This window comes from Streptomyces sp. SAS_272, from assembly GCF_052543235.1.
The window spans coordinates 23,546-37,151 of sequence record NZ_JBMNDR010000082.1 but is presented as its reverse complement, the minus strand read 5'-3'; the positions used below and the strand labels follow the sequence as shown (position 1 = coordinate 37,151).

13 protein-coding genes and 3 pseudogenes are annotated in these 13,606 nt (G+C 67.1%); 8 read left to right on the top strand and 8 right to left on the bottom strand.

Annotated features, from left to right (window positions below; translation table 11 throughout):
• Both ACN6LD_RS33740 and ACN6LD_RS33735 read right to left on the bottom strand, forming a co-directional pair.
• Positions 1 to 1,260: M64 family metallopeptidase (locus ACN6LD_RS33740; protein WP_445045147.1), on the bottom strand; the 1,260-nt coding region annotated here is incomplete at its 3' end.
• A gap of 9 nt (positions 1,261 to 1,269) precedes the next feature.
• A complete protein-coding gene (locus ACN6LD_RS33735; RefSeq protein ID WP_319189241.1) occupies positions 1,270 to 1,713 on the bottom strand; it encodes a hypothetical protein in 444 nt (147 codons plus the stop codon).
• A gap of 541 nt (positions 1,714 to 2,254) precedes the next feature.
• Here ACN6LD_RS33735 and ACN6LD_RS33730 point away from each other — a divergent pair.
• The 3 genes and pseudogenes from ACN6LD_RS33730 to ACN6LD_RS33720 all read left to right on the top strand — a co-directional run.
• Positions 2,255 to 3,309: pseudogene (locus ACN6LD_RS33730) on the top strand (IS630 family transposase); the annotation flags it as partial.
• A gap of 81 nt (positions 3,310 to 3,390) precedes the next feature.
• Complete coding sequence (locus ACN6LD_RS33725; protein ID WP_445045152.1) at positions 3,391 to 3,753, top strand: hypothetical protein; 363 nt, start codon at positions 3,391 to 3,393, stop codon at positions 3,751 to 3,753.
• Positions 3,754 to 5,077: 1,324 nt separating this feature from the next.
• Positions 5,078 to 5,518, top strand: a complete 441-nt coding sequence (locus ACN6LD_RS33720; protein ID WP_319189238.1) for a nuclear transport factor 2 family protein — start codon at positions 5,078 to 5,080, stop codon at positions 5,516 to 5,518.
• A gap of 292 nt (positions 5,519 to 5,810) precedes the next feature.
• Here ACN6LD_RS33720 and ACN6LD_RS33715 read toward each other — a convergent pair whose 3' ends face one another.
• The 4 genes and pseudogenes from ACN6LD_RS33715 to ACN6LD_RS33700 all read right to left on the bottom strand — a co-directional run bounded on the left by ACN6LD_RS33715 (position 5,811) and on the right by ACN6LD_RS33700 (position 9,814).
• Positions 5,811 to 6,074 (bottom strand): hypothetical protein, encoded by a 264-nt coding sequence (locus tag ACN6LD_RS33715; protein WP_319189237.1) that lies wholly within the window; start codon positions 6,072 to 6,074, stop codon positions 5,811 to 5,813.
• A 196-nt stretch (positions 6,075 to 6,270) separates the two neighbouring features.
• Positions 6,271 to 7,148 (bottom strand): annotated as a pseudogene (locus tag ACN6LD_RS33710) (transposase family protein); the annotation flags it as partial.
• Positions 7,149 to 7,380: 232 nt separating this feature from the next.
• Entirely contained in the window at positions 7,381 to 8,646 is a 1,266-nt protein-coding gene (locus tag ACN6LD_RS33705; protein ID WP_319189236.1) for an MFS transporter, read from the bottom strand.
• A 52-nt stretch (positions 8,647 to 8,698) separates the two neighbouring features.
• Positions 8,699 to 9,814, bottom strand: coding sequence for an ArsR/SmtB family transcription factor (locus ACN6LD_RS33700; RefSeq protein WP_319189234.1), 1,116 nt, complete (start codon positions 9,812 to 9,814; stop codon positions 8,699 to 8,701).
• Between the two features lie 208 nt (positions 9,815 to 10,022).
• On the opposite strand from ACN6LD_RS33700, the gene ACN6LD_RS33695 reads away from it, so the two are divergent.
• Positions 10,023 to 10,217, top strand: coding sequence for a hypothetical protein (locus tag ACN6LD_RS33695; protein ID WP_319189233.1), 195 nt, complete (start codon positions 10,023 to 10,025; stop codon positions 10,215 to 10,217).
• A 98-nt stretch (positions 10,218 to 10,315) separates the two neighbouring features.
• Here the strand turns inward: ACN6LD_RS33695 and ACN6LD_RS33690 are convergent, their stop codons facing one another.
• Entirely contained in the window at positions 10,316 to 10,510 is a 195-nt protein-coding gene (locus tag ACN6LD_RS33690) for a hypothetical protein (protein WP_319189231.1), read from the bottom strand.
• Between the two features lie 330 nt (positions 10,511 to 10,840).
• On the opposite strand from ACN6LD_RS33690, the gene ACN6LD_RS33685 reads away from it, so the two are divergent.
• The 4 genes from ACN6LD_RS33685 to ACN6LD_RS33670 all read left to right on the top strand — a co-directional run bounded on the left by ACN6LD_RS33685 (position 10,841) and on the right by ACN6LD_RS33670 (position 13,249).
• Positions 10,841 to 11,170, top strand: a complete 330-nt coding sequence (locus ACN6LD_RS33685) for a hypothetical protein (RefSeq protein ID WP_319189230.1) — start codon at positions 10,841 to 10,843, stop codon at positions 11,168 to 11,170.
• 153 nt (positions 11,171 to 11,323) lie between these two features.
• Positions 11,324 to 11,674: an HflX-like GTP-binding protein gene (locus tag ACN6LD_RS33680; protein ID WP_319189228.1), complete on the top strand. Its 351-nt coding sequence runs from the start codon at positions 11,324 to 11,326 to the stop codon at positions 11,672 to 11,674.
• A 41-nt stretch (positions 11,675 to 11,715) separates the two neighbouring features.
• Entirely contained in the window at positions 11,716 to 12,156 is a 441-nt protein-coding gene (locus ACN6LD_RS33675) for an IS3 family transposase (RefSeq protein WP_445045151.1), read from the top strand.
• Positions 12,157 to 12,202: 46 nt separating this feature from the next.
• A complete protein-coding gene (locus ACN6LD_RS33670; RefSeq protein WP_445045146.1) occupies positions 12,203 to 13,249 on the top strand; it encodes a hypothetical protein in 1,047 nt (348 codons plus the stop codon).
• Here the strand turns inward: ACN6LD_RS33670 and ACN6LD_RS33665 are convergent.
• A pseudogene (locus ACN6LD_RS33665) lies at positions 13,228 to 13,567 on the bottom strand (IS701 family transposase); the annotation flags it as partial. The gene ACN6LD_RS33670 and the pseudogene ACN6LD_RS33665 sit on opposite strands and share 22 nt — an antisense overlap.
• Positions 13,568 to 13,606 lie beyond the last annotated feature (39 nt).

Below are 13,606 nucleotides of genomic sequence, written 5' to 3'. Positions count from 1 at the left end.
CCAACTGTCGGGAACACCAAGGTAGCGGTACAGGTCCCCCGAACTCGGATTCGTGGCCACAAGCCCCCACGCACCGGCGTAGATCTGCCCCGCAGGGCCGCCGATCTTGGTCCAGGAGGATCCCGAGCCGTCGTACCGATACACCGCATCCCGGCCCGGAGTCAGTCCGTAGACGGTGTCGCCAGCGACCGCGAACGAAGCACCGGCGCTACCGATGTACTGCCAACTGTCGGGAACACCAAGGTAGCGGTACAGGTCCCCCGAACTCGGATTCGTGGCCACAAGCCCCCACGCACCGGCGTAGATCTGCCCCGCAGGGCCGCCGATCCTGGTCCAGGAGGATCCCGAGCCGTCGTACCGATACACCGCATCCCGGCCCGGAGTCAGAGCGCAGATGTTCTTGGCCGCTTTCGTCCGAGCCAGGATCACCTGATGGCAGACCTGGCAGAACGGAACTCCCAACTCCTGCATCTTGCACTTGTATTCGGGCCGATAGGCCCGGCAATGGTAGTAGTGCGCACCCTCGAAGCAACCCACGGTTCCGGCGGGAACCGTGCTCGGCCGCGAATCCACCGTCGCGCAGTTCGGGTTGGACATCGTGGGCAGAGCCGTGGTCGGGGCGACCGCCCAGCCCCATTTCAACGAGGAGCGGTCGGTCACCCGCGTGACATTCGGCTCGGCCGGTTCACCGGCCGGGTGAGAGTCGTGCCCGGTCTCGTTGCCGCCCGCGTAGTACGCGTACTCGTCGGCCAATCCGTACGCCGTGTGGCCAAGCTCGTGGATGGCGATCTCGGTCGCTCCTCCCGCGAGGGAGTACGTGCCGACGGAGCCCCCGCTCCCTCCGTAGACCGTGGAGTTGACCACGACGATCGCAACGGTGAACTCCGGGACCTGAGCGGCGGCTGTCTGGAGTACCGTCAAGCTGTTGCAGACCAACAGCCGTCTGATGCCGTTGGCACCGAATGTGGCGTCGAAATACGTGCGGGCCGTCATGCCTGTGCCGCCGGTGCCGGCCGGATCGTCGGCGCCCGAATCCGTCGATGTGACGTTGACCCGCCAGATGTTGATCGCCCGTCCGATCTTGTCGTACGGCGCGGTGGTGGTCAGAGCGGTGACGAAGCTGGTGCAGGCGGTGTTGAACGCGGTCTGCTGAGCGGCGGTGAAGCCGTCGCCGAGCAGCACGATGGTGAAAGCCCGGTTGCGTGGTGCTGTTCCGTGTATCTGGGTGCGGCCTTGGACGGTGCCCTCGGAAGTGGTCATCACGGTCTGCTATCGCTCAAGCGGAAAGGCGGCGAGGTCGATGTCCTGCATCGCCGCGGCAGGTGGGCCTACGGTGCCTTGGGCCGACGCCTCACGTCCGGAAGGCGCGACGTGGACCACGGCGACCTGGGTAGCCGCGGCCGCCGCCGGAACGATCACTGTGAACGCGCCGCGCGCCTCCACGTCCACCCGAATGATCGGCTCCGTGTGGTTCTGTGGAAAGACCTCGGCGCTCTCCCGGAAGGCCCCGCGTGCGGGGACACGGGCAAGGCGCAGCCCATGCTCGTCCCGCGTTTCCACCACGAAGCCGCCCGTGCTCGTTTCGAAGCCGGTGTCCAACCCGTTGATGACCGTGTCGACCGGCTGTTGGGAGACGAGGCGCACCGAATCGCCCTCGTACTCGAATATGAGACGGATCGCGGAGGTGCGAGGCGTCTGCTGAGGGTTGACCATGGCGAAGCCTCTTCGGACCGTGTGATGACGGCATCTCCGCGCGACCTGGGTTCTGCACTTACTGCGGGGAGACAGGCATAGGGGTCAGCCCAACCCCTCCGGCATGGACTCACGTACCAAAGGCTTGGCCAGAGAAAGGCGGGTCCGCCGAAGCCCGAACGCGGAGCGATACCTCGCCCCCATTTTATCCGTAGCCGGACAGGCGCGCTCGCCGGCACGGCTGCCGGGCAAGGGGCCGCTCACTCCCCCTGCGCCCGTTAGCGGGCGAACGCGCACGACAGCCGTGGCCGACGTCGGAGGCCTACGGCCATGCCGTTGCGGCGGGCCTCCTCATACGTCTCGCCTGTGCGGGTCGGGACTCGGTCAGTTGGATGCCGATGAGCTGCAGTACCCACGTGGCCCCACAGCGTGGGGACCAGGTACACGGTGAGGGGTCACGGCGACCGCGGTCACGCCGAGTCCGACGAGCTGCTGAACTTGGTTGGGTGATGTCGGCGCCGTTCGCCTGACGGCGACTGCTCAGCTCCGGTAGCTCTGGACCGTGAGATACGCGCAGGACGACGGGTTGACCGACGCTGGGAGGCCCGCACGGGAGCGGATCCGGCTTCAGGCCGTGGAACGCTTCGAGCGCGCGGAGGAAGAACCGGGAGATCGCTGCCGCGCTGCGAGTGAGCGAGCGGTCGGTGGAACGGTGGCGCAGCCATTGGCGCGAGCGCGGCGAGGCTGGAGTCCTGTCGAAGGGCTCACCCGGGCGGCCGAGGCTCAGTGAGAAGCAGGTTGCCAAGCTGGAGCGGGAGTTGGAGCGCGGCCCCTTGGTCCGCGGTCGGGCCGACCAGCGGTGCATCCTGGCCCGTGTGAAGACGCTGATCGGCCGGCTGTTCCACGTGAGCTACACAGTCGAGGGGACATGGCGGCTGCTGAAACGGCACGGTTGGTCGTGGCAGCAACCGGCCCGTCGCGCGATCGAGCGTGACGATGCTGCGGTGGACCTGTGGAAGCAGAAGGTCTGGCCGCGGGTAAGAGCAACGCGGCGGCCTGCGACGGATGGATCGTCTTCGAGGACGATGCCGGTCAGTCGCTGACGCCGCCGCGAACCAGGTCCTGGGGCCGTCGGGGCTGCACCCCCGTGGTCCGCGTGCGCGGCCGGGGCTCGGCCGGGTGTCGATGGCAGGCATGACCTGCTAGAAGCCTGGCGAGCGGTCCCGGCTCTTCTACTCCGTCCGCGAGTACACCGGACGCGAGAACCAGACCAAGGGCTTCGGCCGGCGCGACTTCCGCGACCTGCTGATCCGCGCCCGCACCCAACTCGGCGGCCCGATCGTCCTGATCTGGGACAACGTCCGCCTCCACCTGACGAAGTCCCTACGGGCGTTCATCGAAGCAAATTCGGACTGGCTCACGGTCTTCCAACTGCCCACCTACGCACCCGGCCTGAACCCGCAAGACGGCATCTGGTCGCTGGTCAAGCGCGACATCGGCAATCTCGCCGCAGCTGACCTCAGCCAGATCACCGACGCCGTGAAGCGCAAGCTCAAGCTGCTGCAGTACCGACCGGAGGTCATCGACGGCTGCCTCGCTGGCACCGGCCTGGCCTTGGCGCGTGAACACGCTGGCAGACCGACGGCGATAGGGCGAGCGTGCCGGAGTCCAAAGTTGCCGGTCAGATACGGTGACGGGATGAATGAGAGCCTGCCTGCCGACGTAGCCGACGTGCTTGGGGCAGTCCTGAACCCGGACAACCCGGTGCATGACGCGCTCCGAAGGCAGGTTCCGCACCTCAGCGTGCGAGCGCGCTGCACATGCGGGTGCGGTACCGCCTACTTTGAACTCGACACCAGCAAGGTGGAACCCGCACCCACCGGCCCCAGCACGGTCGTGGCGGCTGAAGCGCAGCTCGTCACCGAAGCCGACGAGTGCCCAGGTGAGGTCCTGGTCTTCACCCAGGGCGGCTACCTGTCGTGGCTGGAAGTCTGTTCATGGAGCGACGACATCGAAGTGACACTGGCCGCCGCGCGTCACTGGCTGCAGACACCCTCTTGATCCCGAACGACCAGCGCCCCGCGGGCTCCGCGACACCGCCGACATCACCAGTTCAAGTGCAGTGGTCAGCCCAGGGTGAATAGGGAAACGGTTCAGCGCGCTCGCGCGTGATCAGATCACAATGCGGCTCCACCGGGGGGAATTCGGCCGCCTGTGCAATCGGCCGTGTTTGGCGCAAGCTTCATCGAAAAATTCGTCCGAAACCACCATCGGTGAGGACGCACGGGCCGCGAATGCTCCATGCGCATGCGGGAACGCAAGGAACGCCGGCTGGATTCACTGTCGGGGGCGACTACGGGCCCCGATCATGAGGCCGACCGTGCTCCCGGCTCTGCTACGTACAGACCCGACCCCGGGGCAGGTCGCCGCCTTCAACGGAGCGTGCATATTGCCGGGCGTGACGACTGTGCCCGCCACCCGGACCAACGCGACACTGGTGATGCTGGTGACATGCTGGGCGGACTGCAAAGGGCGCCTGGCCCATTTCCTGGGCTGCTGGTGGAGAGCCGCGCCGGGGGGCGGAGCCGGACTCTTCTTCTACCTCTGCCGCGCTATGGCTAGCTGAAGAGCCGCCGGAACAAAGGGGCACGCACCTGCCGTCGTGGTCATATTGGGGATCGCGCTGTACGAGGCCGCAGTGTTCCCGTTCATCCCTGACGGTGCCGCCACAGCAAACAGGTGACCTGTGTCACAGGGTCCGTTGGTTACGTTGAGGTGACTGAGCAATGTTGGCGACCATTGGTGCCACATGGGAGCGAGCCTTGAAGGGACAGGAGTGATGGTGCGGTCGACCGATTCGCTCGACGTTGCGCAGCGCTTAGAGTGCATTGTCCGCCAAAAGGCCACGTTCGCGGGAATGTTGCTGATGACATCGTCTGGCATCCACCTGGAGCCAGCACTTCTCCTGCGCCCGACGCGGCGGCGGGGTCGCGGGCGAGATGCTCGGCGACATGATGCCTGTCAGCCAGGGAATTTTGAGATCTCGCCGATCGGGCCACGGATCGCCGGCCGCTACACCCGTCCACCTCAGCGAGATGCGCGACGGTGAAGCAGGACAGTGTCGACCTATTGCGCGTCGAAGGCGAGCGGATCGCCGAAGCGCGTCGCGTCTCCTCCGGCCCTGTGGAAGAGCACGCGTCCCGGGGCACCGCCTGAGCCTGTTACCGGAACACCGTGCATGTTCGTCGAAGTTCACCGTCATGTCCCACGAGAGAGGAAATGTCATATAACCGGTGAACGTCGAGGCCAAGTCATTCGTCGACAGTTCGAAGATCCATCGACTTGGGACAGGAAAACACCTCAACCGGCCCACCATGAGCGCCGCATGACCCGAACCGGATGGATCGATTTCGGGATACTCATCGCAATGAGAATGAAAGGTTTTCCCATGCGCGAAGAACAGGTCAATAAGGAAATCGTCGTCGAGGCGTACCAGCGCACGTTCGGCGACTTGGACGTAGCCGCGATCGATGAATTCTTCAGCGAGGATTTCAAGCAGCACAATCCAACGATCGCCGACGGCCCGGAGGGAGTGAAGGAACTTGTGCGAACCCTCTCCGCACAAGGAGTGAAAAAGCAAAAAATCGAATTCAAGCATATCATCGCCGAAGGCGACGTCGTCATCCTCCATTCGCGCTATGAAATGGCAGGAGCCGAGTGGCGGTTTATCGACATCTATCGTGTTGAGAACGGCCGGTTGGCGGAGCACTGGGATGCGATGATGCAGATGCCGGAAGCGCGTGCGAACTCGAACTCGATGTTCTGAAGAGAACGGTTCTCCGGCGTTCCCGTCGGATAGTTGGGCGAGCGAACGTCGTATCGGAATTCCCACCGCTAAGAGCGGCATCTGCCCAGTGTTCACGCCGATGCGGACGAGATGTCCGTTTCGATTCGCCAGGTTGGCGCCAGGGCACCGGCATTTGCCTGACGTGTTCGCAGTTGAGGGCAGTTGAGGCTGCTGAAAGGTCCCGGAAGCCGGTGGCCACGGCACCTGTGGATCACGGAGGTGTCTAGGCTCCAAGATCCACGAAGATGCCGTGACTGCGGCCTAGCTATAGCTAGGACTCGACGTACATGACGATGGAGTCGGGATGCACGCCGTCGTGCTTCATCGCGGCTGCGGCCTCCGGGCCCTGTAGTGAGGCCATCAGGGCGTCAAGGTTCGGTACGTCCATCGTCAGCGCGACCTGGGTGGGGTCCTGCGGGTTGGTGAACGTTCGGATGTTCGTGACTCCGAGCGTCCCGAAGAATTCTTCGCGCTTCGACGAGGCGAGCCAGTGCTTGGTGTCGTCGACGCTGTGGTGGATAACAATGGTCGGCAAGGTTCCTCCTTCGTGGACAGACTCCGCTTAGGGCAATGCGCCAACCGGATTGACGCAGCCGCAGCAAACACTGATTGTCGGCCAGGTCGAGTGCATCTCGAGGGCAGGCTCGCCAAGCACGCCGAATACCGCAGAGTCAGGTCCCTCGTTTGCCTCGGATTTTCGGTAATCATGTGATGCCGTAGGGGGCGAGGACGCGGTGGATCACGGGGATCCCCTTCCAGGGCAGTCGGCGGGGCTGGCGGGCCTGACCGCGCTGGTTGTTCTTGCTCGTCAGGAGGAAGTGCGCGCCGCGTTTGCGCAGGTAAGCAGCGTGGTCACGCTGGGCGTGGAGGGCGTCGGCGGTGACGACCGCTCCGGCGAGATCGGCGTCGTCGATCTGGTCAAGCAGGGGTGCGAACTCGGGAATCTCGTTGGTCTTCGCACCGATCTCGCGGGAGGAGAAGGTGATGCCGTCCCTGTGGCGGACGGCGAACGGCTACAGCAAGAAGATCCGGCTGCCGTCAGGGCGTCGTGCGCCGCGCAAGCACGTGCCGTCCACCGCGATCGCCCGACGCCGTCGGCGTGCCGGTTCGGCGGCGGCCCGGTGGGCCCGGCGCTGTTCCCGCTCACGCCCGCCATCGGGCGTCAGCGGTGTGGGAACGGTCGGCTCGTCGGGCAGTAGCGGCTTCAGGCAGGCGAAGGCCGCCGTGCTGAGCTCGGCCGGAAACAGACGCCCCAGCACACTCCGCAGGGTCTTCTCGCTCGGCACCCGGGGGCGGCCCAGGAGCGGATGGTAGGGCAGGCCGGAGGCGGCCAGTTTCCCGGACGTCGCCCGCAGGCACCACTCGGCAGCCGCGGTGATGGAGTCGTGGCCCGCGGATGTCATCGCACAGACCGCCAAGGCCAGCAGCGAAGCGAGCCGGTAGCGCACCCCGCCGGCACCACGAGGGTGAGTGATGTGCGCGAACTCCGCCACCAAGCTGCGGACTTGATCCCGCGCGATGCCCTCGTGCAGGGCTTCGAGCCGGGGTACGGACCAGGTGGGAGTGGCGATGGGGATGATGGAGGGACAAAAACGGCACCTTCGTGGATCTTGCAGCGTAGAGAACCACATGATCCACCCGGGGCCGTGTTCGCCTACTGTGGGCCATGCCCGCCTCAACTACCCCCGACTACGGCCGAGTCAGGGATGCGCCGGGGCCCTGAGGTTGGTGCAGATCCTCCGGTCGGTTCGCGAGTCAATTTGGTGACTGCAGCGAATTCCGGCCTCATGTCCACATGCACACGTCATGAGCCGGCCTGCGCACAGAGACGACCCGCGCGGTCACTCCGGTTGTGTGATCACCGTTGTCTCTTCCGGCGCCGCGGCGCTTCCCGGGCCGTCAGCCGTGTCGAAGGCCTCCCGACCGGGCTGCCGTGCGCCGACGCACGCGAGGGTGAGCGTGGCGGTCGCGGCCAGGACGACAACGGCGGCTCCCGAAAGCAGGAAGGCGTTCTCGACTCCGGCGAGGTTGATGGCGGTCGACGCCACAAAGGGGGAGATCGCCAGGGCTCCTGCCACCCCGGCCTCCCACAGGCCAAGCGCCTTGGCCAGATGTCGGCTCGGTATGCGCTGCTGCACCAGTGCGATCAAGGGAATGTCCGTGAGGGCCGAAGCCAGCCCCGTGGCGGTCAGGAGAACCGCCACCACAGCATGGGAGGTGACCGTTCCCAGCAGAGCCCGGAAGATCCCGAGCAGGGCCCACCCCAGCACCGCGGCCACTGCGAGTCTGCGGATGCGCAGCCCGGCCAGGAGCACGGCGCCCACCACTTCGGCGACCCCGGCGACGCCGAGCAGCAGGCCGTACTGGCCGCCCTGCCCCACGATCGCGACCAGCCCGACGGTCAGAAACCCGTTGGTCAGGGCGAGGGCTAGCACGAAGGTCACGATGACCACGAGTACATCGGGAGCGGCCCGCACCGCCCTGAGCCCGGCGCTGAGATCGGACCACAGCCCCGTCTGACCGCCGCTCGGAGCGGGACGGCTCACGCGGATGGCGGCCACGGCGGCCGTAGAGCCCAGGAAGGTGAGTCCGTTCACCACCAGCGCCGCCTGCAGCGAGCCGAAGGCCAGCAGGGGTGCGAGCATGAGCGGGCCGACGAAGAAGGCGGCGCGGAAGGCGACTTGCAGCAGACCGTTGGCCTGTTGGAGGCGGTCGTCCGGCACGATCTGCGTGACGATGGCGTTGCGGGCCGGGGCGAACGGAGCGCCGATCAGCGCCAGGAGCGCCGTGGTCGCCACGAGCAGGGGCAGGTTCAGCAGGTCGAAGGAGAGCAGCACCGAAGCCACGGCCACCACGGCGACCCGGGCCAGGTCGGTGGCGATCATCAGCTTCCGGCGGTCGTGGCGGTCGGCGTACGAGGCGACGACGAAGGTGGCCACGAACGCGGGCGCGAACGCGGAGACGCTGACCAGGGCGACAGCGGTGGGGTCCTTCGTCAGAGACCAGGCCAGCCAGGCGGTCGCGGCGGTGTACAGGCCGTCGCCGAAGCGTGAGATGCCCTGGCCGGCGAAGAGAAGCAGAAAGTTGCGGTCCTTCAGCAGTGACATGCGGCCACTGTCGGATCCCGTAAGGGGTCTGATCCAGTTATTAGGCAGATGGCTAATCAGTCGCCTCGTCGTCGCCGTGCAGGAAGCTTTCCAGGCTGGGGGTCAGGCCCGCCACCTGTCCGGGCGCAAGCCGGTACAGGACGTAATAGCCCTCGCGGCGGCGTTCGAGCAGGCCCGCGTCCGCCAGCACCCTCAGGTGCTTGGACAGGGCAGCCTCGCTGACGCCGACGAGCGGAGCCAACTCCTGTGTGCTGCGCGGGCGTTCGGCGAGCAGCCGCAGGGCGCGCAGCCGGGTGTCGTCGGCGAGCGCGCGGAGTGTGCCGACGAGCCTGGTCGGCGGAATCCTCGGGCGGGCTTCCCGGACGATCGAGGAGACGGGGAAGACGAGCCCGAGGGGCCACGGACCGTCGCAGTTGACGCGTACGTGCGGCCACACATAGGCGCTGGGGGCGAGAACGAATGTGTCGTCCGGGCCGATGGCAACCTCGTGGTCGTGCGGCCGTTCCAGCCAGAAGCGTTCGGCCTGCGGATCGCTGCGCACCTCCGGCCACAGGCCGCGGAGCATCCCGTACAGGCCGCGCCGCTCGATCTGGTGTCCGGCCTCGCTGACGCCGGCGGCGAGTTCGGGTTCGAGCCGTGCCCACTCCTCCTCGAACGCCTCCCGCCAGTAGCACTCCAGCATGTTCAGGAACCGTTCGAGCAACGCACGGGGATCGTCGAGGAGCATCGCGGCCATCGCTGCGTCGCCTTCCCGTGCGACTCGCTCCCGCAACAGGCGGCGTACCTCCGGTTCGTCCAGCGCATGCGCATCCCTCCCCTCGCCACTGCTCGGCCAGGGCGTGAGCAGGGGGACGGCGAATTCCAAGCGGACCAGGTCCGGATCCGCCTGGCGCAGGCAGGCCAGTTCGTCTTCGAAGTCCGTCAGTCCCCCGGTCGGCTGCGGAAAGAGGAACTCGGGGAAGTACGAGCGCACCGCGTAGGAGAACGCCTCGATCTCCCGCTTCAGCGCCGGGGACAGCCTGTGCATCGCACGCACCCAGCCGTGCTGTACGGGGTGGTGCTTGGGCTCCACCAGCACATGGAGACTCAGCACGGCCTCCATCGTCGGCGAGTAGGCGAACCCCACCCGCTCCGCACCGCCGGCCGGGACCCGGAACACGATCGTCATGACCCGTCATCCTTGCCGCACGACGTCCACGATGAAAGCCGCGCCGCGCCGCCGAACGCTTGTGCATTGCTGACCAACGCGCAGCGGGCGGCCCTGCGGCGAGTGGGAATCGCCGCTTGGACGTCCGGCAGCTCGAGTACTGCGCGTTCCTGGCCTTCGGCCCACCCCGATCTCGCGAGCGGGAACCGGACGGCGGCGAAAGCGCAGGGTGCGCAAGACGACCGAGGCGATCGTCGGCGCGATCACCGTGCCGTGGACCACTCCCAGCGGTCTGCTCCTCGGCAGGCTCACCTTCTACATCGAGGGTCCAGACGGGTTGGAGCCGTTGTGGTTCTGGTTGAACCAGCAGGGGCTGCCGTCTCGTCCGGTGTCGTGGGGGAGCGTTTTTCCGTGCGGCGAGTGATCGTTGGCAGCAGGTGCTGGGCCCGGTAATGGCCAAGGCGCCGTTCTGCATCCCGCACATGTGCCGGCACAGCTCCGCTCTGTTCATGCTCGTGGTGCTCAACCACGTGATCGACCTCTGTCGAGGAGGTCAGCGATCGCCTGGAACACGGCGTCCTGGCGCTCCTCGTGGAGCCAACCGTGGCCGGCATTCTCCACGACCCGGTGCTCGCCGTGCAGGACCGAGGAGGCCAATGCCGTGTGCAGCGTGGCCTTGGCGTCGTTGATCTCGCTCGCAGCACTCCTTCCGGCCACAGATGCGCCTGTGCGGCGTCGTACCCCAGGGCGGTGAGCACGATCAGCGGCACATCGAGCAGGTCCGATGCGTGCCGAAGCTCACCGGAGACCACGTCGTAGAGGTTCCGGTCCTCGTACCCGCCAGCACGCACTCTGGCTCAGCCGAGACGAACTCACCGAGATGATCGGCGAGATGCGCGAGGTGGTCACGGCCCGCATGACCTACGGTCCCTCACCGGAACGCACCCGCCACCTGCTCAGCCCGATCCTGTTCCCCGCCGAGACACAGCTCCCGCGCAACGACTGACTGACCAGCAAGACAAGCCTCCGCACTTCCGGCTCCGGCCTATGATTCCCGAGCCCAACCGCGACAACCTGCGCGAACGCGGGGTCCCCTGCACGATTCCCGAGAAGTCCGACCAGATCCGCAATCGCAAGAAACTCGGCGCCCGCGGCGGCCGTCCGCCGAAGTTCGACAAGGCCGACTGCCGCGAGCGCCACGCTGCAGCAGCCCGTCCCTCCACCCGACGCCCCGCGGTTCGACGGCGAGCCCTGTCGAGTGCGGGGATCAACCGCCTCAAACACCACCGAGCCGTGGCCACGCGGTACGACCAACTCGCCGTCCACTACGAGGCCACCGTCACGATCGCCGCCATCGACGAGTGGCTCTGGCCTTGACCGCCAGGCTCGATCAGCGAGAAATGAGGTATCGCTGCAGGTGGTCGGGCGTTTATCCTGTGGCGCATGCAGCAGTCCCGGAGACGCGACCGGCGACCGGCTCGCCGTGTGCCTCCGGAGCCGGCCCACCGTCAGGCGTTCCGACTCACGGCCGTGGGCGCTGACGTGGTCCTGGTCGGCTACTTCTCCGCGAGGCAGAAGGACTTCGAAACGCTCATGGCGTCGGCGGCCACAGAACTTGCAGCGCGCGGCGCACGGGTCGTCACGCAGATCGTGCAGCGACGAGGCGTCTCGGACGGCGGGGTCCAGAAGATGGGCCTGCCCTACTCAGCGCGAACCCTGCTGAGCCACGGGAAGGCCCGCGAGGTGGCTCAGGCCTGCGACCAGGCCAATGCTGACGCAGCGATCTTCGTTGCCTCCTTGACCAAGCGCCAACAGCGCACCCTGACAGACATGCTTGGCTGCCCCGTCGTGAGCCTTGCCGACATGCTTGCTGCCGACTGACCGCTCACTCGAAGCGAAGCGGGCTTTTGAAACAGGCCCTGGTGCTCCTGCGGACCGCCTCGGCTTTTTCCGCCGCTCAGCTCGACCCGGCCCGGCCCAGGCGACCGCGCTCCTCGACGAACACCCGCACCCGGGGGTCGAGCCCGTCCTGCGGGAACTGCGCATCCCCTCCCCCACCTACAGACCGCTGGCGCCGGACTCAGAAGGAACCCTGCGAACGGGTCGGCCAGAACCCCGAGCTGACAGGACGGATCCGGCAGATCCATCAGGACTCCCACGGCATCTACGGAGCACCCGGGAGCCATGCAGCTCTGAACGCGAGGGAGTTCGCGTCGGGCTCAAAACGGATCGAGGGGCTCATGCGCCAGGCCGGCCTCACTGGAATCAGCACCCACCGGAACAAGGACTGCTCCCGCCTTATTGCCGAAGCTTCCCGTGGGCTGCCTGCTGCTGCTCAGCAAACCTGTCTGGTCGTCAGCTGACGGGACGGTACACCCGTTGTCAGCGGCTACTGACAGCATCACCGCTATGAACGCCACATTTACCACCCCGCCGCGGCCGTTCGACGTCACCGTGCTCTTTTCTCAACTGGCCCCGCTGGCGCGGACGGCGACCCGGCTGCACCCGCGCCCCGGATCGCCGACCGTGCACGACAGCTCCGTCGGCGGGCCCCTCCTGTGGCCCGTAGACGAGCCGTGGCCGTACTGCGAGGAACCGCACGACAGGCGTGCTGCACTCAGGATCAACTCCCCGGACGACATCCGGCTCCATCGCCGCGTCCTCGCTGCAGCGGCCGAGCGCCTCCACCTCGACCCCGAGGCACCCGAGCAGACCCCCGAGGAGCAGGAGGCCTTGGATCTGATCAGGGCGGGCCGGCCATGGTTCGACGGCCCGATCCCTCTCGTGCCCGTCGCCCAGTTGTACGCCCGCGACATGCCCTTCCCCTGCCCGCCCGACGCGGACCTGCTCCAAGTCCTGTGGTGCCCCTTCGACCACGAGACGGCCCACCCGAAGACCGCCCTCTTCTGGCGGTCCTCCGCCACCGTCACCGACGTCCTCGACACACCGCCCGAGCCGCCGATCGTCCAGGACGGCTGGTACCTCCCGGAGCCGTGCCTGTTCGCACCGGAGCAGGTCACCGAGTTTCCCCACCCCATGGAGCTGGACAAGGAGCTTCGGGACCAGCTGAACGACAGGAGCCGCTGGGAGACGATCGACCCCGCGCAGTACAACGCGTACGCGTACGATCCGGGCGAGCTCTACCTGAACAACCTCTGCACCGCCCCCGGCTGGAAGACCGGCGGCTGGACCCGCTGGAGCCCCACCGACCCCGTCGACCGCACCTGCCCGGAGTGCGGCACCGAGGCGGTCCCGCTCCTCACCATCGCCTCATCGGAATGGGACGGCGGCAGCGCGACCTGGATCGCCGAGGAGGACCAGCCGACTCCGGGCCCGCCGCCCCTCGGAGCCCGGGACGGCGACTTCACCTTGATCGACATCACCGGCGGCAACAACCTCCAGCTCCACGTCTGCCCGTCTTCTCCCTACCACCCTCACTTCGAACTGCTCCAGTGAGGTCGTGCGGAAGTCCTCCGCGCCGAGGCGTGCGCGACGGAGACGAGGGTGACGGACTCTGCCGGCCGTTCCAGGTCGGGCCCTCGAAGTGGGCGAGACGCAGGGCCTGTTGCAACCCGGCGATCGTGCTCGATGCGCCAGCGGAGTTCGGCGAGACGGACCAGTGTGGTCACAGGCATGCCGGAGGCGGGTCGGACAGCCGGCACTGCCCCTGCCCGCTCTCGGCGACGGGCCATCGGCCAGCCGCCAGCCGCCGCACACGGGCAGTTCCGGGCCGTCGGTGGCCTGGCGAACCTCCCGTCCGACAGGCCGCAGCCTCGCACGCCCTGCTCACCGCCGGGCACAGCATCGGTATGC